This is a genomic window from Flagellimonas chongwuensis (assembly GCF_013376415.1).
GTDB classification, from domain to species: domain Bacteria; phylum Bacteroidota; class Bacteroidia; order Flavobacteriales; family Flavobacteriaceae; genus Flagellimonas; species Flagellimonas chongwuensis.
The window spans coordinates 538441-558470 of the sequence record NZ_WYET01000001.1 but is presented as its reverse complement, the minus strand read 5'-3'; the positions used below and the strand labels follow the sequence as shown (position 1 = coordinate 558470).

Annotated in this window: 20 protein-coding genes and 1 tRNA gene; 12 read left to right on the top strand and 9 right to left on the bottom strand. The window is 42.7% G+C overall.

Annotated features, from left to right (window positions below):
• Positions 1-33 precede the first annotated feature (33 nt).
• Entirely contained in the window at positions 34-2769 is a 2736-nt protein-coding gene (locus tag GUA46_RS02430; RefSeq protein ID WP_176619155.1) for a PD-(D/E)XK nuclease family protein, read from the top strand.
• Here the strand turns inward: GUA46_RS02430 and GUA46_RS02425 are convergent, their stop codons facing one another.
• Positions 2770-3480: an SDR family oxidoreductase gene (locus GUA46_RS02425; RefSeq protein WP_108245717.1), complete on the bottom strand. Its 711-nt coding sequence runs from the start codon at positions 3478-3480 to the stop codon at positions 2770-2772. It abuts the gene before it with no gap.
• A gap of 160 nt (positions 3481-3640) precedes the next feature.
• Between GUA46_RS02425 and GUA46_RS02420 the strand changes: the two genes are divergently transcribed.
• Together GUA46_RS02420 and GUA46_RS02415 are read left to right on the top strand one after the other, a co-directional pair.
• Positions 3641-4579 (top strand): TolB family protein, encoded by a 939-nt coding sequence (locus GUA46_RS02420; protein ID WP_176619154.1) that lies wholly within the window; start codon positions 3641-3643, stop codon positions 4577-4579.
• 95 nt (positions 4580-4674) lie between these two features.
• A complete protein-coding gene (locus GUA46_RS02415) occupies positions 4675-5469 on the top strand; it encodes an RluA family pseudouridine synthase (RefSeq protein WP_176619153.1) in 795 nt (264 codons plus the stop codon).
• A 172-nt stretch (positions 5470-5641) separates the two neighbouring features.
• Here GUA46_RS02415 and GUA46_RS02410 read toward each other — a convergent pair.
• A tRNA-Ala gene (locus tag GUA46_RS02410) sits at positions 5642-5715 on the bottom strand.
• 57 nt (positions 5716-5772) lie between these two features.
• Positions 5773-6570, bottom strand: a complete 798-nt coding sequence (locus GUA46_RS02405) for a universal stress protein (protein WP_176619152.1) — start codon at positions 6568-6570, stop codon at positions 5773-5775.
• Between the two features lie 53 nt (positions 6571-6623).
• Here GUA46_RS02405 and GUA46_RS02400 point away from each other — a divergent pair, with 53 nt between their 5' ends.
• The 4 genes from GUA46_RS02400 to GUA46_RS02385 all read left to right on the top strand — a co-directional run bounded on the left by GUA46_RS02400 (position 6624) and on the right by GUA46_RS02385 (position 10233).
• On the top strand, positions 6624-7124 hold the full coding sequence (locus tag GUA46_RS02400) for a GNAT family N-acetyltransferase (protein ID WP_176619151.1): 501 nt from the start codon (positions 6624-6626) through the stop codon (positions 7122-7124).
• A 12-nt stretch (positions 7125-7136) separates the two neighbouring features.
• Positions 7137-8471, top strand: coding sequence for an MATE family efflux transporter (locus tag GUA46_RS02395; RefSeq protein WP_176619150.1), 1335 nt, complete (start codon positions 7137-7139; stop codon positions 8469-8471).
• A gap of 125 nt (positions 8472-8596) precedes the next feature.
• Positions 8597-9364, top strand: coding sequence for an enoyl-CoA hydratase/isomerase family protein (locus tag GUA46_RS02390; RefSeq protein WP_176619149.1), 768 nt, complete (start codon positions 8597-8599; stop codon positions 9362-9364).
• A gap of 101 nt (positions 9365-9465) precedes the next feature.
• Entirely contained in the window at positions 9466-10233 is a 768-nt protein-coding gene (locus GUA46_RS02385; RefSeq protein WP_176619148.1) for a UDP-2,3-diacylglucosamine diphosphatase, read from the top strand.
• Here the strand turns inward: GUA46_RS02385 and GUA46_RS02380 are convergent.
• From GUA46_RS02380 to GUA46_RS02370, 3 genes are all read right to left on the bottom strand, one after another.
• Complete coding sequence (locus GUA46_RS02380; RefSeq protein ID WP_176619147.1) at positions 10230-11489, bottom strand: MFS transporter; 1260 nt, start codon at positions 11487-11489, stop codon at positions 10230-10232. The genes GUA46_RS02385 and GUA46_RS02380 overlap by 4 nt on opposite strands.
• Positions 11490-11495: 6 nt before the next feature.
• On the bottom strand, positions 11496-13184 hold the full coding sequence (gene recJ, locus GUA46_RS02375; RefSeq protein ID WP_176619146.1) for a single-stranded-DNA-specific exonuclease RecJ: 1689 nt from the start codon (positions 13182-13184) through the stop codon (positions 11496-11498).
• Between the two features lie 160 nt (positions 13185-13344).
• Complete coding sequence (locus GUA46_RS02370; RefSeq protein WP_176619145.1) at positions 13345-13767, bottom strand: OsmC family protein; 423 nt, start codon at positions 13765-13767, stop codon at positions 13345-13347.
• Positions 13768-13823: 56 nt separating this feature from the next.
• On the opposite strand from GUA46_RS02370, the gene GUA46_RS02365 reads away from it, so the two are divergent.
• Positions 13824-14426: a carboxymuconolactone decarboxylase family protein gene (locus tag GUA46_RS02365; RefSeq protein WP_176619144.1), complete on the top strand. Its 603-nt coding sequence runs from the start codon at positions 13824-13826 to the stop codon at positions 14424-14426.
• A gap of 6 nt (positions 14427-14432) precedes the next feature.
• Here GUA46_RS02365 and GUA46_RS02360 read toward each other — a convergent pair whose 3' ends face one another.
• From GUA46_RS02360 to GUA46_RS02350, 3 genes are read right to left on the bottom strand one after another with little or no spacing between them, the layout of a single operon-like run.
• Positions 14433-15008: a uracil-DNA glycosylase family protein gene (locus GUA46_RS02360; RefSeq protein ID WP_176619143.1), complete on the bottom strand. Its 576-nt coding sequence runs from the start codon at positions 15006-15008 to the stop codon at positions 14433-14435.
• Between the two features lie 39 nt (positions 15009-15047).
• Positions 15048-15719, bottom strand: coding sequence for a 16S rRNA (cytidine(1402)-2'-O)-methyltransferase (gene rsmI, locus GUA46_RS02355; RefSeq protein ID WP_176619142.1), 672 nt, complete (start codon positions 15717-15719; stop codon positions 15048-15050).
• A 48-nt stretch (positions 15720-15767) separates the two neighbouring features.
• Positions 15768-16460, bottom strand: coding sequence for a hypothetical protein (locus GUA46_RS02350; RefSeq protein WP_176619141.1), 693 nt, complete (start codon positions 16458-16460; stop codon positions 15768-15770).
• A 155-nt stretch (positions 16461-16615) separates the two neighbouring features.
• On the opposite strand from GUA46_RS02350, the gene GUA46_RS02345 reads away from it, so the two are divergent.
• The 4 genes from GUA46_RS02345 (at position 16616) to GUA46_RS02330 (ending at position 20023) form a co-directional block, all read left to right on the top strand.
• Positions 16616-17260 carry a thymidine kinase gene (locus tag GUA46_RS02345; RefSeq protein WP_176619140.1) on the top strand — a complete coding sequence of 215 codons (645 nt, stop codon included), beginning with the start codon at positions 16616-16618 and terminating at the stop codon, positions 17258-17260.
• Positions 17253-18362, top strand: a complete 1110-nt coding sequence (gene alr, locus GUA46_RS02340) for an alanine racemase (protein WP_176619139.1) — start codon at positions 17253-17255, stop codon at positions 18360-18362. The genes GUA46_RS02345 and alr overlap by 8 nt, the downstream gene beginning before the upstream one ends.
• Before the next feature lie 52 nt (positions 18363-18414).
• On the top strand, positions 18415-18825 hold the full coding sequence (gene mscL / locus GUA46_RS02335; protein ID WP_176619138.1) for a large-conductance mechanosensitive channel protein MscL: 411 nt from the start codon (positions 18415-18417) through the stop codon (positions 18823-18825).
• A gap of 184 nt (positions 18826-19009) precedes the next feature.
• Positions 19010-20023 carry an aspartate-semialdehyde dehydrogenase gene (locus GUA46_RS02330; RefSeq protein ID WP_176619137.1) on the top strand — a complete coding sequence of 338 codons (1014 nt, stop codon included), beginning with the start codon at positions 19010-19012 and terminating at the stop codon, positions 20021-20023.
• The last annotated feature ends 7 nt before the right edge of the window (positions 20024-20030 follow it).

Sequence of the window (20030 nt, the reverse complement as noted above, 5' to 3'; positions counted from 1 at the left end):
CCGCAAATGCGGGGCCTTTTTTATTTTTAATCCATGCATAACACCTTCCTTGAACATGTGCTGGATGACCTTGCCCAAAAACAGTTGGATATAACCAAATGCACCTATGTACTTCCCAGTAAAAGGTCGGGCACTTTTTTAAAAAAACACATCTCCGCCAAATTGGAGAAAAACGTATTTAGTCCTCAGGTTCTATCCATTCAAGAATTCATCGGAAACCTTTCCGATATGGAGCAAGCAGCGAACATTGATTTGTTGCTCCTTCTTTTTAGGGTTTACAAACAATCTCAAATAGACCAACCGGATGACTTTGCATCATTTATAAACTGGGGTCAAACACTTTTGCAGGATTTCAACGAAATAGACGGTTATCTAATTCCGGCTGCCGACATTCTAAATTACTTGTCCGCCATTAAAGAAATCAACCATTGGTCGGCCAGCAAAGAAAAAACGGAACTGGTCGAGAACTATCTTCAACTTTGGAAGAACCTAGAAACCATATATCATGATTTTCATACGGCCCTTATCGAACAAAAACGGGGCTATCAGGGACTAATACAAAGAGAAGCTGTTAAGGCAGTTCAAAGCGGAACTAATCCAAAAGTCGATGGTAACCCCATTATATTTATTGGTTTCAATGCACTAAATGCCGCAGAATCGACCATTATTCAACATTATCTGGAACAAGGCAACTCACACATCTACTGGGATATCGATTGCTATTTTCTGGAAGATCCCATACACGATGCCGGCTTGTTCGTCAGGGATTATCAATACAACTGGCCATACTACAAGCACGGACATAAAATAGAGCCCCAGAACAACTTTCTTAAACAGAAGAACATCCAAATAGTTGGTGTTCCAAAAAACATCTCACAAACTAAATATGTGGGGCAGTTGTTACAAACCATCGAAGCAGACAGCACAATTGATTTGGGTAAAACAGCTCTCGTCCTCGCGGATGAAACTTTACTGAACCCGATGCTCAATGCTGTTCCCAGCACCATTCCCGAAGTTAACATCACCATGGGAATGCCATTGAACAAAACTGTGCTCTATTCATTTTTCACCACCTTTTTGGAGTTACATCTAAATGTTTCTGACCGCGGATGGTTCTATAAACGGGTAATGGAATTTACCTCTAATCCCTATACACTGACACTCTCGACCGAAGAGCAAGGAAGCTTTGCGCAACACTTATCCAAAGGCATCAAAGAACGCAATATACTGTACATTAATGCCTTAACAATCGAGAAATATCCAAAGGCAAAAGAATTATTATCCATCATTTTTCCGGAAAAAACCATGACCCCAATGGATTGGATAAGCAATTGTTTGGAATTGATAGAACGTCTGAAGATTATCTATCAAGAAGAAAAAAATGCGCTGGAACTTGAATATCTATATCGGTTTTATGCCCTCTTCAACCAATTGGGACAATATTTGGACAAGGTGGAATTTATGGGGGAACTCAAATCCATCAAAAATCTATTTAAACAATTGGCCAACATGGAGAGCTTAGATTTTATTGGCCAACCGTTGACGGGCTTTCAAATTATGGGGATGTTGGAGAGCCGGAACCTCGATTTTGAAACTGTGATCATTACTTCGGTTAACGAGGGCATTCTTCCTTCTGGTAAATCCAACAACTCCTTTATTCCTTTTGATGTAAAGCGAGATTATGGCCTGCCCACCTACAAGGAAAAAGACGCCATATACGTCTATCACTTTTACAGACTCATACAGCGGGCCAAGAACGTTTATATTACATACAACACCGAACCAGATGTTTTGGAAGGTGGAGAAAAAAGCCGATTGATCACACAATTGCTGACAGATAAAAATCTAAAACAGCATATATCCCACACCATTGCAACGCCCAAAATTTCCATAGAACCCAAATCTCTCATACAGATTGAAAAGGATAGAAAATTTATGGAGGACTTGAAGGCTTTTGCTCTAAGCGGATTTTCTCCCACATCTTTGACCAATTACATCAGAAACCCGATTGATTTTTACACCAGAAACCTACTTAAAATCAATGATTTGGAGGAGGTAGAGGAAAATATTGCCGCCAATACCTTCGGGACCATTATTCATGATAGTTTGGAGCAGCTTTATACACCGCTCGTCAATCAAATATTGACGGAAACAAACATCCGGTCCCTAAAAAAGCAAGTACCCGAGGTTGTGCAACATCACTTTACCAAGAACCTATCCGGGGTGGATGTTTCAAAAGGTAAGTTTCTGCTGGTCTACAATGTCATCCTAAAATACCTCCACAATTTCTTGGACGATGAACTCCGACATCTCAAACGTCACGAAATAAAAATATTGGCGCTCGAAGAGCGCTATGAAGAATTTATTTCGGTGCCAGGGATTGATTTTACCATCAAACTAAAGGGAACCTTGGACCGTGTCGATGAATTTGACGGCACAGTGCGCATCATAGATTACAAAACGGGAAAAGTGGAAGCCAAAAACGTGAAAATAACGGATTGGGAAACGCTCATCACGGATTACGACAAGAGCAAGGCGTTCCAATTGCTCTGCTACGCCTACCTGTATTCCAAAAAAAAACACGGCATAAGCGATGTACAGGCTGGAATTATTTCTTTTAAAAATTTAAGCAAAGGATTGTTCCCGTTTTCAGAGGACAAGGATAACCGAATACATTCGGATACCCTTGCAACCTTTGAAAATTATCTATTCCAATTGATACGTGAAATCTGCAATGCCGCAGTGCCCCTTACCGAAAAACTAGATTGATTATTTTAAATCGGGGCGCGTAGGGCGTACTTCTATTTTACTTGGCAAGGTACGTGGGTGCATGGTCAGCAAATCAACGACCAATTTGCCGATGTCCTCTGGCTGTATTTTCCATGCATCTTTTTCCGATGGTTCGTGGTCGTTAAAGTGACTGGCAACGGAACCCGGCATAATGGTGGTCACCTTTATATTATACTGCCTTAAATCCAGCATAGCTGCCTGAGTAAAACCTACTACACCAAACTTAGTGGCGTTGTAACCTGCTGCCGTAGCAAAGAAATTGGTTCCAGCCAAACTGGCCAAGGTCATATAATAACCTTCAGATTTTTTCAAAGCGTCCACCGAGGCTTTAAGTGTGTGATACACTCCGTTCAAATTTGTATCGATCATTTGATGCCATTTCTCGTCCTCCAATTCATCGATTGGAGCAAAATGTCCAACGCCTGCATTGGCCATTACCACATCCAATTGCCCCCATGTATCCAGAATGGCGGCCACGGCTTTTTTCTCATCATCCAATTTGGACACATCGGATACCAATCCCAATACATTATTCGGGTTGTTTAAGCCTTTTACAGCGGCATCTGCGCTTTCTCGACTCCGTCCGCTAATGGCAACCTTCATGCCATGCTCCAATAAGCTTTCGGCAATTCCATATCCGATACCTTTGGTTCCTCCTGTGATGTATGCTACTTTTCCTTCTAGTTTCATGTTGATTTTGTTTTGAAGTAAAGTTCAAAAAAGCATGCGGCAAATACAAAAAATAGGTATTAAAAGGATGGTAAAGTTTGGTGCGAGAAAGGGGGAGTTACAAAATTATGATGTAAAATATGGTACATTTACGATTCCTGAAATAATTCATAAATAATACATGGGAAAAACTGGATTGATTATTTTTCTGGTGCTGTGCTTGAACCGTGTAATCGCACAGAATCAAAACGAGGTCACACAGTTTAGCAGTGTCCTTAACCAATTCCTGAACGTTCGTGATTTTTGTATTTCCGAAGATGGGAACGAGGCCTTTTTCACCATCCAGAGTCCGTTACAGGATATTTCTCAGATTGCATATATCAAAAAGGAGGATAACGGGTGGACGGAGCCAGAACTGATGTCCTTTTCAACTTCATACATGGACTTGGAACCATTTCTCTCACCCGATGCAAAGCGATTGTTCTTTGTTTCCGATAGACCATTGAATGATTCGAGTAAGGAAAAAAAGGATTTTGACATCTGGTATGTGGAACGAAGCGGCCCTGAGAAAGATTGGTCAAACCCTAAGAATATCGGCACACCCGTAAATTCCGGCCTTAATGAGTTTTATCCCTCTATAAGCAACATCAACAACCTATACTTTACCTTGGAATCGCCCGACGGACTTGGAAAGGACGACATTTACATTTCCCGCTGGGAAAATGGCTCATATTCAACCCCACAATTATTGGATGAAAACATCAATACTTCCGGATATGAATTCAATGCCTTTATCTCCAAGAATGAAGATTTTATTCTTTTTTCAAGGTATAACGAAGATGACGGTCTAGGTAGTGGTGACCTCTATATTTCCATGAAAGATGAAAACGGAAAATGGGACAAGGCAAAGAACATCGGAGCTCCCATCAATACAAAATACATGGAATATTGCCCGTTCTATGATGAGACTAACCAGACGCTCTATTTCACCAGCCGCCGAAACAATTTGTCCCCAAAGCCATTTGATTCGGTATCCGACTTCCAAGAATACATCAACCAAAGCAATAATGGCTTAAGCAAAATTTATAAGACTCATTTTGAAATTAACGGACTTGAATAAAAAATAGAAGTATCAATAGCCATATAGAAGAACATATCGCTCCCGATATTCCCGAACCCCAGCGGCTACAGGAGTACGGAGTAGGTATTTTTAAAATGGTCCCTACCAAATCTGCACTTAAAAAAACTTTAAAAAAAGGCTACATTACCGTAAACGGTTTCATTGCCTCGACCGCTACCATAATCAATGGTGGCGAACGTATTGTTTTGACCATTCCAGAAGATCCTACACCTAATAAACAACTCATATTCCCCCTCCAAGTGTTATTTGAAGATGAACATTTGGCAGCCATCCACAAACCCGCGGGAATCGAAGTGAGCGGCAACAAGTTCAAGACCATGACCAACGCTTTACCGCAAAATCTTACACCCAGTTCGCTTCCCGACTCCACTACCCCTCAACCTGTCCACCGATTGGATTATGCCACAACGGGCATTGTTTTGGTGGGCAAAACTCACAGCAGCATCCGAGCTTTAAACAACATGTTCGAGGACAAACTCATCTCTAAAACCTACTATGCCATGGCTATTGGCAAAATGAAGCCACGGGGAACCATAAACTCTGATATAGATGGAAAACTGTCACATTCCGATTACAAGGTTGTCGGGTCGGTTCCATCGAAGCGTTTCGGCACCCTCAACCTAGTAAAATTACATCCCAAAACAGGTAGAAGGCACCAATTGCGCAAACATCTCTTCAGTTTGGGCAATCCCATACTCGGAGACAAAGAATATGCTTTAGAGGGCCTAATTTTAAAAGGCAAAGGGTTGTACCTTCACGCCCACGCCCTGAATTTTGAGCATCCATTTACTAAAAAGAAAATCTGTATTACCGATGAGCTTCCGGAAAAATTTCATCGAATATTCAGAAAAAAAGCACCCCATTTATAAGGTGCTTTTCAATTTTCGTGGAGAATACCGGATTAACAGGTTGTTCCGTAAAATCCAGTTTTGCAAATGCAAGGGCCATGACTTTAGGTCCTGGGCATTTAAAACACAAAAGCCGCTCAAATAAATTTGGCGGCTTTTCTTAGTTTTAAACGCAATCCCTTGCGCTTGATCGTGGAGAATACCGGATTCGAACCGGTGACCTCTTGCCTGCCAGGCAAGCGCTCTAGCCAACTGAGCTAATCCCCCAAAGAGAGCGCAAAATAAATACTTTTTTCCGAAAGTATCAAAAATTGCGTCGCTTCCTTAATCTTTTTTAACGCTGAGTACCAATACCGGTATCTTCACGAAGAACTCCGACTTCTGAATCGTGTTCTTTTCCCATAGTTTTTTAAAGAATCCACGTTTTCTGCGAAATACGCACAACATATCCGGGTGCTCTTTCTGAAAATACTCCGTTACCCCTAAATAGGTAGTGCCGTTCTCTGTAATGGTCAATTGTGAGCTCAAATCCATTAAAGCAGTGTTCACCTTAAGATCATCCTCGGTATAGCCCGGTCTTTTTACCAATAATAGGCTTACTTCAGACCTGAACTTGTTCTTGATAATGATTAATGGGTTCAGAATGCTACTTCGCTTCAATATACCGGAACCAAAAGCTGTCAATATCTTTTTGGCAGGTTTAAAAACGGTTCCTTTGGGAACTATAAGGGTGGGGATTTCCGTCTGTTTGATAATTCTTCCAGAGGTATTCCCTAAATAAAGTTCTTCTTGGATGTCGTTACTTTTTGGTGCAATAATGATCAAGTCAATGCCAAGTTCCTTATTGATGCTTTTTAATCCATCGATGATATCACCATTGTAAGTAGCCATTTTAATTTCTACCCCTTTGGTATCTACTTGATCAATAACCTCCTTTAAATGTTCCTTACTGCTTTTTGCCACCTTTTCTTCAACGTTCGCCAAGCTACCAACAGCCGTGGTTACGTTAAATACGTCCATTACATAGATTTTAGCTCCAAAATTAGAGGCAAAATCAACGGCGTATTGCAGTGTTTGATGAGAATCTGGAGAAGTTCCAATAGGTACAAGTATATTGTTCATGGTTTGGTGATTACGATTAAACCTTAAATTTACAATTAAATTGAAACGAATCAATGATAAGACGCGCAAAGATATCCGAAATCCCCGATATCTTGACCATAACCCAAGCCTGTTCCAAAAAAATGCAGGATAACGGCATTTTTCAATGGAACGAGCACTATCCATCCAAAGAAGCATTCATAAAGGACATTGAACGCAATGAACTTTTTGTGATTGAGGAAAACCATGCCATCCAGGGCACCATCGTCATATCCACATTGATGGACGAGGAATACAAACCCATACAATGGCTGACTCCAAACGGAAACAGCACCTACATCCACCGCCTGTCAGTAGACCCTAAACTTCAAGGCAAGGGATTGGCCCAACAAATGATGGATTTTGCCGAAAACTATTCAAGAGATAACAACTTTATCTCAGTACGCTTGGACACCTTTTCCCAGAACAAAAGAAACCAATGTTTTTACGAACAAAGAGGGTATCAAAAACTTGGGGACATCTACTTTCCCAAACAAAGCAAGCATCCCTTTCATTGTTATGAATTAGTGCTGTAACTTGTCGCCGATTTGAGCACACAGGTAAATTTTAAGAGCATCAACCAATTGGCAATCCCCGCGACCATTTCGGGTATTGCAGAACCCTTACTGTCCATTACGGATACGGCCATTGTTGGCAATATTCCAGTGGACGGATTGGAATCATTGGCAGCGGCAGGAATCGTAGGTTCCTTTTTGTCCATGCTCATTTGGGTTCTCGGACAGACCCGTAGTGCCATTTCTGCCATAATATCCCAATATTTGGGTGCCGGCAGGTTATCCGAAGTTAAAAATCTGCCTGCTCAGGCCATTTTTCTGAACATCTGTTTGAGCCTGGTAGTCCTGCTCACCACCATTTTTGTAATCGAAGAGATTTTTGCGCTATTTAATGCATCGGGCAAAATATTGGACTACTGTGTTTCCTATTACTCCATTCGGGTTTGGGGATTTCCGCTTACCCTGTTCACTTTTGCCATTTTTGGGATTTTCCGTGGACTCCAGAACACCTTTTATCCCATGGTCATCGCCATGTTGGGGGGCGGGCTCAACATCATGTTGGACTTTGTTTTGGTATATGGCATTGAGGGATTCATTCCCGCATTGTACTTGGAAGGTGCAGCATGGGCGAGTTTGATTGCACAGGCCATTATGGCAATATTGGCCTTTATCCTACTTGTGAAAAAAACCGATATCAGCTTAAAATTGACCTTCCCGCTGAACAAGGAAATCAAAAGATTGATATTTATGAGCCTTAACCTTTTTGTAAGGACCTTGGCCTTGAATGCCGCTTTGATGCTGGCAGTTCGCGAAGCCACCACATTGGGGGACCGCTTCATCGGAGCTCACACTATCGCTGTCAACCTTTGGTTGTTCGCCGCATTTTTTATTGATGGTTATGCTGCAGCCGGCAATAGCATGGGCGGTAAACTTTTGGGCGCCGCAGATTATAATGGTTTGTGGAAACTCGCAAAGACCATATTCAAATACGGGATGATTGTAAGTCTCATCCTCATGTGTTTTGGTTTTATATTTTACCGCCCCATTGGACACATATTTTCTAATGAGGAAATTGTGCTCAATACCTTCTACAGCATTTTTTACATTGTGATTCTTGGGTTGCCCATGAATACATTGGCATTCATTTTTGATGGGATTTTTAAAGGTATGGGCGAAATGAAATACCTAAGAAACGTACTCTTGGCAGCTACCTTTTTAGGGTTTATACCTTGCCTCTATTTAGGATTATACGCCGGTCTCGGCATACATGCCATTTGGATAGCTTTTGTCGTCTGGATGATGATTCGCGGATTCTCTCTGGTCTGGAAATTTAGAAGAAAGTTCAGACCCTTGGTGCAAAACCCTTAATTTAGTATCCGCAGAAATCTGACATCTGACATCTGACATCTGACATCTGACATCTGACATCTGATAACTGATAACTGATAACTGATAACTGATAACTGATAACTGATAACTGATAACTGAATTTAATGACAACGGATAGAACCAACGGAAGTTTATATACCAAAATAGAAAACAGGATTGCCTCGGTCGAATTCGGCCATCCGGCAAGCAACTCCTTTGTGTCCGAACTTTTGGCCAGACTAGCCAAGGAGTTTGACCAACTTGGGAAAAATGATGAAGTTTCCGTCATTGTTCTTAAATCAGAGGGAGAAAGAGCCTTTTGTGCAGGAGCTTCTTTTGATGAACTTGTGGCCGTTTCCAATTTGGAAGAAGGCAAACAGTTCTTTAGTGGCTTTGCCAATGTCATCAATGCCATGCGCAAATGTCCCAAACCCATTATCGGTCGGGTTCAAGGAAAGAGCGTTGGTGGCGGTGTAGGTTTGGCTTCGGCTTGCGATTATGTACATGCGACCGAGCAGGCAGCCATCAAACTATCCGAAATTTCTATAGGAATTGGTCCGTTCGTCATCGCTCCCGCTGTGGAACGCAAAATGGGAAAAGCAGCTCTCGCCGAGCTCACTTTATATCCCACGGAGTGGAAAAATGCCTATTGGGCCAAAGAACAAGGCCTTTACGCCAAGGTATACGACTCCATTTCCGAAATGGACAAGGAACTGGATATTCACCTGCAAAAACTGGCAACCTATAATCCCGAAGCCTTGGCTGAAATGAAAAAAGCCTTGTGGGAAGGAACCGAGCATTGGGACGACCTATTATTGGAACGTGCCGAAGCATCAGGACGATTGGCTCTGTCGCCCAACACTAAAAAAGCATTGGAAAAATTTAAAAAATAAAAGTAGTTATGAATGATTTGATTTTCCCCATACTTGCCCTTTTTGTGATTGTGGTATATGTGGTCAACAGAATACGAAGCAACAGACGTTACAAAAAGTAAATGAAGAACATTGCCCTGCCTAAAGGCAAGAAAGTCTATTTCGCTAGCGATAATCACCTCGGGGCACCTACCCGAAAGGATAGTTTGCCCCGCGAGAAAAAATTTGTGGCTTGGCTCGATTCCATAAAGGAAGATGCTGCTGCCATTTTTTTAATGGGTGACCTTTTTGACTTTTGGTTTGAATACAAAACCGTAGTGCCAAAAGGCTTTACCCGCACCTTGGGAAAGCTGGCCGAACTATCGGACATGGGTATTCCCATTACCTATTTTGTGGGCAATCACGATCTTTGGATGAATGGTTATTTTGAAGAAGAGCTCAACATACCTGTCTACCACAAACCTCAGCAGTATCTTATCAACGATACTTCCTTTTTTATCGGCCATGGCGATGGATTGGGTCCGCACGACAAGGGCTTCAAACGCATGAAAAAAGTATTTACCAATCCCGTGGCCAAATGGTTTTTTAAATGGTTGCACCCTGATTTGGGGGTTCGATTGGGACAACATCTATCCGTGAACAACAAGGTGATTTCCGGGGATGCGGATGCTACTTTTTTGGGAGAGGACAAGGAATGGCTGATTTTATATGCCAAACGAAAGCTGGAGCAACAACACTATGACCATTTCATTTTTGGTCATCGACACCTTCCTATGGAAATCAAACTCAATGAAAAATCGACCTATACCAATTTAGGGGATTGGATTTCCTATTTTACTTATGCCGTTTTTGATGGTGAAAAATTGATTTTGGAAAAACTAGAAAATTAATCTTCCTTTTCGTGCTCTTCAATGTCTTTTTGAAGGTCCAATCGCCTGAAGCTCGGCGAAACAATAGCCGTTGTTCCCGCTGTCAATAATGTCATACATCCACCGAAAACTACTGCGCTAACCGTTCCCAATAATTTGGCCGCCAATCCACTTTCAAAGGCTCCCAACTCGTTGGAGGAACCCACAAACATGGAGTTCACTGATGCTACCCTGCCACGCATATTATCTGGCGTCTTTAATTGTAAAATAGTCTGCCGTATGATCATGGAAACACCATCCACAGCACCACTGAGGAACAAGGCAATCACCGATAGCCAAAACAATTCCGATAGCCCAAAAACAATGATGCAGACACCGAAGGAAAATACTGCCATCAACAATTTTTTACCCGCATTTTTATGCAAGGGAAATCTTGTAGACCCCAACATGGTAATGGATGCTCCTACCGCTGGAGCCGCCCGTAAAATCCCGAAACCTTCGGAGCCCACATGCAAAATGTCCTGGGCATAAACCGGCAATAGTGCTACGGCCCCACCAAAAAGTACGGCAATCATATCCAAGGTCAATGCCCCAAAAATGGCCTTGTTACCAAAAACAAACTTGAGTCCATCCTTCAAACTTTGAAAAACAGGCTCGCCGATTTTTGGGTTCATAATAGGTTTTCTGGGAATCTGGAAAAGAAAAATCAAGGCGAACAAAGAGAAACCGAAAATAACGCACATGCTCCAATGCACCCCAATCCAGCTAATGGAAAAACCCGCCAGCGCCGGACCCAAAACAGAGGCCAATTGCCATGTGGAACTGCTCCACGTAGCGGCATTCGGATATATTTTTTTGGGAACGATCAAAGCAATCAATGAGAATATGGTCGGACCTAAAAACGAGCGCACAAATCCTCCCAAGAACACCAAGGCGTAAATGGAATAAAGAATTGTTTTGGATTCCCATGACTCTTCAAGCCCGGGCCAGCTCAACAAGAACAGTCCAAGACTTATTACAGAGAACCCGCCAATACAGGTAATCAATAGGTTTCGCTTTTCTTTTTGATCTACGATATGTCCGGCAAATAAGGCCATGCTCACCGCAGGAATCACTTCCATCAAACCGATAATACCAAGCGAAAGCGGGTCTTTGGTCAAGGAGTATACCTGCCATTCAATCACAATAAACTGCATGGACCATGCAAATACCATGGCAAAGCGTACAATCAAAAATATGTTGAATTCCTTATAGCGAAGTGCTGCGTAGGGGTCCATAAATTGCTAGCGAATATCTCTTAGTTTTAGTTGAAGGCTCACCGTTCCGTTCCATTCATTTTCATCCAACGAAAATACGGCATCGAACGGTTTTATGCCCTTAACTACATCTAATTTATCGCCCAAATTAAAGCCAATGCCTCCAATGGGATTTGAACCGGGCTGATACAAACTACATTTTAAATGCTTCTCGCCTTCCCCCACTCCACGGGCATACCCTGTGTCCTTTAAACCTTCGGCCATAAAAATCGGGGTCATGTTTCCCGGGCCAAAAGGTGCAAATTGCTTCAAGATACGCATCAATTTAGGTGTAACTTGGTGCATGGAGATTTTGGCATCCACGGCAATTTCTGGCTGCAATAATTTGGGGTCTATGGTTTCTGAAACTACTTTTTCAAACTGTTTTTTAAAGGCTTCGTACTGCTCTTCCAGCAAGGTAAGTCCTGCCGCGTACATGTGTCCCCCGAACTGCTCCAGACAATCCGAACAGCCTTCGAGTGCATTGTAGATATCAAATCCTTTAACCGATCGGGCTGAAGCTGCCAATTTATTCCCGCTTTTGGTGAAGACCAAGGTAGGACGGTAGTATGTCTCGGTTAATCGCGATGCCACAATGCCTATCACACCTTTGTGCCAATTTTCGTTGTAGACCACAGAGGTAAACTTCTCCTCCTCTTTATTTTCTTGGATTTGTACCAAGGCTTCCTGTGTGATTTCTTGGTCCAAACTTCTCCGTTCGGTATTGAACAGTTCAATTTCAGAAGCAAACTGTTGTGCTTGGACAAAGTTAGTCTCAGTAAGTAGGTTTACGGCATGTTGTCCATGCTTCATGCGTCCGGCCGCATTGATTCGCGGGGCAATGATAAAAACCACATCTGTGATGGTAAGCTCCCGTTTTTTGGTCTGATCAATTAATGCCTTGATTCCTGTTCTTGGGTTTTCGTTGATGACCATTAACCCATAATAGGCAAGCACCCGATTTTCTCCTGTAATCGGAACAATATCGGCAGCAATGGCAGTTGCCACTAAATCCAGATAAAGCAAAATATCATCTATGGTCTTTCCCCGCTTGTTACTCAACGCTTGAATCAATTTAAAGCCAACGCCACAACCGCAAAGTTCCTTGTACGGATATGAACAGTCCTCTTGTTTGGGGTCTAGCACAGCAACGGCCTCGGGCACTTCAGTTCCTGGCCGGTGGTGATCACATATAATTACCTCTATCCCTTTTTCCTTGGCATATTGTATCTGTTCAATGGCTTTGATTCCACAATCCAGAGCAATCATGAGGCTGACATCATTATCTGCAGCAAAATCAATTCCTTGAAATGAAATACCGTAGCCCTCCAAATAGCGGTCGGGAATGTAGGTTGCTACATTAGGATAAGTCTCCAAAAGGTATGAGCTCATCAAGGCTACCGAAGTGGTGCCGTCCACATCGTAATCCCCATACACCAATATATTTTCACCTTGAGTGATGGCCTGCTCAATCCGGTCCACGGCTTTGTGCATGTCCTTCATCAAAAAAGGGTCGTGCAGATGGTTCAATTCCGGACGGAAGAATGCCTTTGCTTCATCGTAATTGGTTATCCTTCGCTGAATCAACAATTGGGCAATCAAATCATCGACCCCCAGAGCTTCAGCAAGTCGGTCAATGGATTCTTGTTCGGGTTTTGGCTTTACGGTCCAGCGCATGAATGGTCAATTTCAAGTTCATCAATAAAATTCAAGTTCAAAGGAGACTTCTTTCGCTCATATTTTCAAACTTGATCTTGAGGTTGACCTAGTTCATAAATATAATTTATTTAACTGAATTCTGAACTGGTGCCCTGTACTTGAACTTTTTGTGAAAAATCTATTTGTTGTGATAGATAATCTTTATCTCCAACTCAGCAAATTTTCTGAACATTTCCATAACGCCGCAATATTTTTCAACGGAAAGGTCTACCGCTTTTTTAAGTTTGTCCTCGTTTAAGTTGGCCCCGGTAAAATGATATTCAATCACTACGGAATCGTAGTATTTTGGATGCTCTTCGGTAAGGTTCGCAATGGTTTCTATCTTGAAGTCATCAACTTCCAGTTTCATTTTTTTGATGAGCGATGCCACGTCCAAACCGGAACATCCAGCCAAGCCGGACAACATCAACGCCTTAGGGCGCAAACCGGCTCCAGAGCCTCCATCGTCTTCTCCGGCATCAATTCGAATAGTGTGTCCGGAAGGGTTATTGCTCTCAAAGGCCATTTCGCCCAACCATTTGGTAGTTATGTGATTTGTCATGACAATATAATTTTTGTTTCTTGCAGGGTTCAAAAATACGATATATAATCTCAAAAATGGCCTTAGTACAACCCTTGTCGCCCGAACACGATGCAGAAACCAAAGAACTGGCCGAGTTCTTCAACGAAACCTTGGGGTTTTGTCCGAATTCCGTGCTTACCATGCAGCACAGACCGGCCATATCCAAGGCTTTCATTAACCTTAATAAGGCGGTAATGGCCAATGAGGGGCGAGTGTCTTCAGCCTTAAAACGGATGATTGCCTGGGTAAGCAGCAATGCTACGGGCTGCCGTTATTGCCAAGCACATGCTATACGGGCAGCGGAGCGATATGGTGCCAAACAAGAACAATTGGACAACATTTGGGAATACCGTACACATAGTGCCTTTTCTACGGCAGAAAAAGCGGCGCTCGATTTTGCCTTGGCCGCCTCACAAGTACCAAATACGGTTAATGCTGATATTGAAAACAGACTCCACCAGCACTGGAACGATGGCGAAATCGTGGAAATGATGGGAGTCATCTCACTTTTTGGCTACCTCAACCGCTGGAACGATTCCATGGGAACAACCATTGAAGATGGTGCTATAGAAAGTGCGGAAAAATATTTGGGTGAAGTTGGGTGGCAAAAGGGAAAGCATGATGGGTCCAAATATTAAATAGATTCAATAATCCAGCGTACCGGAAACCTTTTCTCTCAAATCAGATAAAACTTCTTCCTCAAACCATGGGTTTTTGCTCAACCAAAACCGATTTCTTGGCGATGGATGCGGCAACACAAAATAATCGGGCAAATATTCCTGATAGTGCTTCACCGTTTCTGTTAAATTCCGCTTCATCGTATTGCCCAAATAGTAGTTTTGTGCATATTGACCGATCAAGATTATCAGTTTTAGGCTTGGCATTTGTTTTACCAGCGACTCGTGCCATAAAGGAGCACACTCGGATCGTGGTGGCAAATCCCCTGATTTTCCTTTGCCTGGATAACAAAATCCCATTGGAATCAAGGCAAAAAGTTGTTCATCATAAAATTGTTCATCCGTTACACCCAACCATTTTCTAAGCTGCCTTCCGCTAGGATCGTCCCACGGAACCCCCGTTTGGTGGACTTTGGTCCCGGGTGCCTGCCCAATAATCGCAATTTTTGATGCTGGATGGGCTGCAACAATGGGCCTGGGGCCTAGGAGCAAATGCTCCTCGCAATGTGTGCAGTTGCGTATTTTGGATAGTAGTTCGTCCATCTAATGTACTGGGTCGTAAAGTTGTGTTGAAGTTAACAACTATTTTTTGCCACCAACCACAATCACAAATTCGCCTTTGGGCGACTTATTATTGAAATGTTCCAATACTTCAGCAACGGTTCCGCGAACGGTTTCCTCGTATAATTTGGTCAATTCTCTAGATACGGAAACAGGTCTGTCTTCCCCAAAATACTCAGCAAAATGAGTCAAGGTTTTAAGCAGCTTATGGGGCGATTCATAAAAAACCATGGTCCTAGTTTCTTCTGCAAGTTCCAAAAGTCGGGTCTGGCGGCCTTTTTTTACGGGCAAAAACCCTTCAAAAACAAATCGCTCATTGGGCAGTCCACTGTTTACTAGAGCAGGTACAAATGCAGTTGCTCCGGGCAAACACTCTACTTCAATGTCGTTTTCAACGCAAGCACGAGTCAGTAAAAACCCAGGGTCGGAAATTGCCGGTGTACCTGCGTCCGAAATGAGCGCACAAGTAGTCCCTTCTCTCATTTTTTGCACCAAACCATCAACCTGTTTGTGTTCGTTGTGCATGTGGTGGCTCTGCAGATGGGTGTTGATATCAAAATGTTTCAGCAATTTACCGCTGGTTCGGGTATCTTCGGCCAAAATAACATCCACCTCTCTTAATACCCGTATGGCACGAAGTGTCATGTCCTCAAGGTTTCCTATTGGCGTTGGAACCAGATATAACTTTCCCATGTACCAAAGTTAAGGTCTTAAAATCAAAATAAAATTGAAAAAATGGAATTATGCGAACCTACGTTCAATTAGGGCTATAAACCGTGTTTCGTACTCTTCTTTGCCTTCCCAGTTATTATACTCCGGCTTTACCATATTCTTTACAAAGGCGATGGAGCGTTCCTCGGTATCTATGGTATTAAGTTGAGAGAGAACCCTTGTATAGTCTTCCATGTTATTGTTGAACAAATGCTTGACAAACGCAAGTTTGTCGTTAAGGCCGACCTGGAAGTCTTTGGCCAAACGGTCGTTCAACGATTTTGGCTTGATCGATTTTGAAGGTGCACTCACATTCTCATCGGGCGTGACCTCATCTTTATCGTTCTTCATCAAATTGGGTTTTGCCACGAACTCGGCAAACACCTTCTCCAAATCCATATTGGAAGGCATTTCGGAAACAATATCCTTGATCGTATCCATGGAAGGTGTCGTAATAATATCCTCTTGGTGCGGATTGCTCTCCGGAACGGATGTGTTTCCACTTAAAACGGCATTGGCCATTTTCTCGAACCTTGAGGCTATCACGTTTTGGGACACATCTACCTCAACATCGTTCAGTTTTTCATCTATGAATTTTAATACGGCCAACTTTTCGTAAATCTTTCTGGATTTTTCGTACAATGCCGCAAGATCTGTGTCCTCACGTGCAGTGATTATCTCTGTGGACAACTTGATCAACTCTTCCCTCAATTTCCGTATCATAGCTTTTCTTCTTTACTATAAAAATATAACGATTTTGCAAATACCCTATCAACAAAAGGTTAAAATCTTATTGAAAACAGGGGTGCATTTTTTTAGTAGCTTTGTGGTCGTCCCAATATAACGGGAAAACAAACAATTTCTTTCAAAAATACGGTATGTTTCTCGAAAACACAGTCAACCCTAAGGAACAGTTTGGATGGATCGAGGTGATTTGCGGTTCCATGTTTTCCGGAAAGACCGAAGAACTGATCCGACGTCTAAAGCGCGCCCAGTTCGCCAAACAAAAAGTGGAGATTTTTAAACCCATTGTGGATACCCGGTACCATGAAGAAATGGTGGTCTCCCACGATTTCAATGAAATTAGGTCCACTCCGGTTCCGGCAGCGGCCAATATTAGGCTCTTGGCAGACGATTGTGATGTAATCGGCATTGACGAGGCCCAGTTTTTTGATGATGAGATCGTAACCGTTTGCAACGATTTGGCCAATAGGGGCATTCGCGTGGTAGTTGCGGGACTCGACATGGATTTTAAGGGCAATCCTTTTGGCCCCATGCCAGCCTTGATGGCCACAGCGGAATACGTGACCAAAGTACACGCCGTGTGTACACGCACCGGAAACTTAGCTAACTACAGTTTCAGAAAATCCCTCAACGATAATTTGGTGCTGCTCGGTGAAACTGAAGAGTACGAGCCTTTGAGCCGTGCCGCATTTTACAAGGCCATGTTACGTGAAAAAATTAAGGGAATTGATGTGAACTCGGAAGAAGTCACCTCTAAAAAAGACAAAACCAATGGGTAAGGTCGGGGAAACCACGTTGATCCTGGACCTAGATTCCTTGGAACACAATTACAATTACTTGCGGGCCAAAATTAAACCGGAAACCAAGTTTTTAGGGGTAGTAAAAGCTTTTGCCTATGGCAGCGATATGGTGACCATTGCCCAAAAACTGGAACAATTGGGCGCCGATTATTTGGCGGTCGCTTATGTTAGTGAAGGAGTTCTGTTGCGAAAAGCAGGCATTAAAACCCCTATTTTGGTTCTACACCCCTTGGCTTCCAATTTTGATGATTTGATGGCCTACCGTTTGGAACCCAGCATTTATTCCAGAAATATCCTGAACCAATTTCTTGAGGCTGCCAAAGTCCAGAAACAAAAAAACTATCCCATCCACATTAAATTTAACACAGGATTGAACCGTTTGGGCTTTTCCGAAAATGATGTGGAATTTATTGCCAAGGAAACGTTGCAAAATGGATGTATCAAAATAGTTTCCGCGTTTTCACATTTGGCCGCATCCGAAGATAAAAATGAACGGGACTTCAGCCTGAAGCAAATCGAATCCTTCAAAAAGTTGAGCAATGCACTTAAGGATAGCTTAGGGTATGCTCCTATGAGGCACATGTTGAACACTTCCGGTATTATCAATTATCCAGAAGCACAGTTTGAGATGGTGCGCAGTGGGATTGGCTTATACGGCTATGGTAACCAGACCGAAGTGGATGCACAATTAAAACCTGTAGCCACACTAAAGACCATTATTTCACAAATCCATCATATTGATGCCAATGAATCCGTGGGGTACAATAGAGCATTTAAATCCAGTCGACCTATTAAAAGTGCAACGCTACCTATCGGGCATGCCGATGGTATTGGCAGACAGTACGGAAAAGGAAAAGGCTTTGTAACCATCAACAACCACAAAGCGCCTATTTTGGGAAATGTTTGTATGGATATGATCATGGTTGATGTTACCGGAATTGATTGTAAAGAAGGTGACGAAGCAACCGTATTTGGGACGGAGAAATCCGCAGAAAAATTCGCATTAGGTGCTGGCACCATTTCATACGAGATTCTCACGGCCATATCACAACGTGTAAAAAGAGTGGTCACCGGCGCTTGATATTCCTTTTTTTACTTAACTTGTCTTTGATTAACCAATACTCAACTGTAAAATGGGATTTTTAAAAGAATTTAAAGAGTTTGCCATGAAAGGAAACCTGGTGGATATCGCCGTAGGTTTCGTTATGGGTGCCGCTTTTAAAGAAGTGGTATCATCGTTCACGGGAGGCATAGTTTCTCCGTTGATCGGATTGCTCTTCAAGGCGGATTTCAACGATTTGAAATACGTGATCACCGAAGGAACACCAAATGAAACGGGAGAAATTGTAGGTGAAATAGCAGTACTTTACGGGGCATTTTTAACCAATGTCATCGACTTCATCATCGTAGCATTTGTTATGTTCCTTATTGTAAAGGCTGTAAACCGAATGAAGAAAAAAGAAGAGCCTGCTCCAGAAGCTCCAAAAGGCCCAACACAAGAGGAATTGTTGGCCGAGATTCGCGACCTGTTGAAAAAACAATAAGCGTACCGGTAATTTTCGGTGCGACCGCTACATCACAATAACCTTTAAAAACCATCAATGTGTTTCGCTAACATGTTGATGGTTGTTTTATTTGTAACATTTTGTTATTTTTTATTAATTGATAGCGAAAAAGCTTGTTTAACTCGCTGACTGAAGTACCTTTGCAACAAGAAATAATTTTACAATGAAAGTAGCAGTTGTTGGTGCCACCGGAATGGTAGGCGAAGTCATGTTGAAAGTGTTGGAAGAGCGTAACTTCCCTATTTCAGAATTATTATTGGTTGCTTCCGAGCGCTCCGTGGGCAAAAAGCTCACCTATAAAAATGAGGAATATACCGTAATCGGTCTGGCGGACGCTGTAGCCGCTCAACCAGACATTGCCATTTTCTCCGCAGGTGGGGACACCTCTTTGGAGTGGGCGCCGAAATTCGCTGAAGTTGGCACTACCGTAATCGATAATTCTTCCGCTTGGCGTATGGACCCGACCAAAAAGTTGGTGGTGCCCGAAATCAATGCCAGCGAACTTACTACAGAAGATAAAATCATTGCAAACCCCAACTGCTCCACCATTCAAATGGTATTGGCTTTGGACCCATTGCATAAAAAATATCAAATGAAACGCGTGGTCGTTTCCACCTACCAGTCCGTTTCAGGAACCGGTGTTAAAGCGGTTGAGCAAATGGAAAACGAAGCAGCAGGAATAGAAGGTGAAATGGCCTATCCTTATCCCATTAACCGAAATGCATTGCCACATTGCGATGTATTCTTGGAAAACGGATATACCAAAGAAGAAATGAAATTGGCCCGTGAGCCACAAAAAATATTGGACGACCGTTCCTTTTCGGTCACTGCAACAGCGGTACGTATTCCAACCGCTGGCGGACACTCGGAATCGGTAAATGTAGAATTCCATAACGATTTTGATTTGGCTAAAGTGCGACAGCTGCTGAGTGAAACTCCTGGAATCGTGGTACAGGACAATCCGGCAACCAACACCTACCCCATGCCCGCTTTTGCCAATGGCAAGGATGAGGTTTTTGTAGGTAGAATCCGTCGCGATGAAACCCAGCCAAACACCTTGAACATGTGGATCGTGGCGGACAACCTAAGAAAAGGGGCCGCTACCAATGCAGTACAGATTGCGGAGTATTTGGTTGAGAACAATTTGGTTTCAAATACTTCTGAAGCAATTTCATAAAATTCGT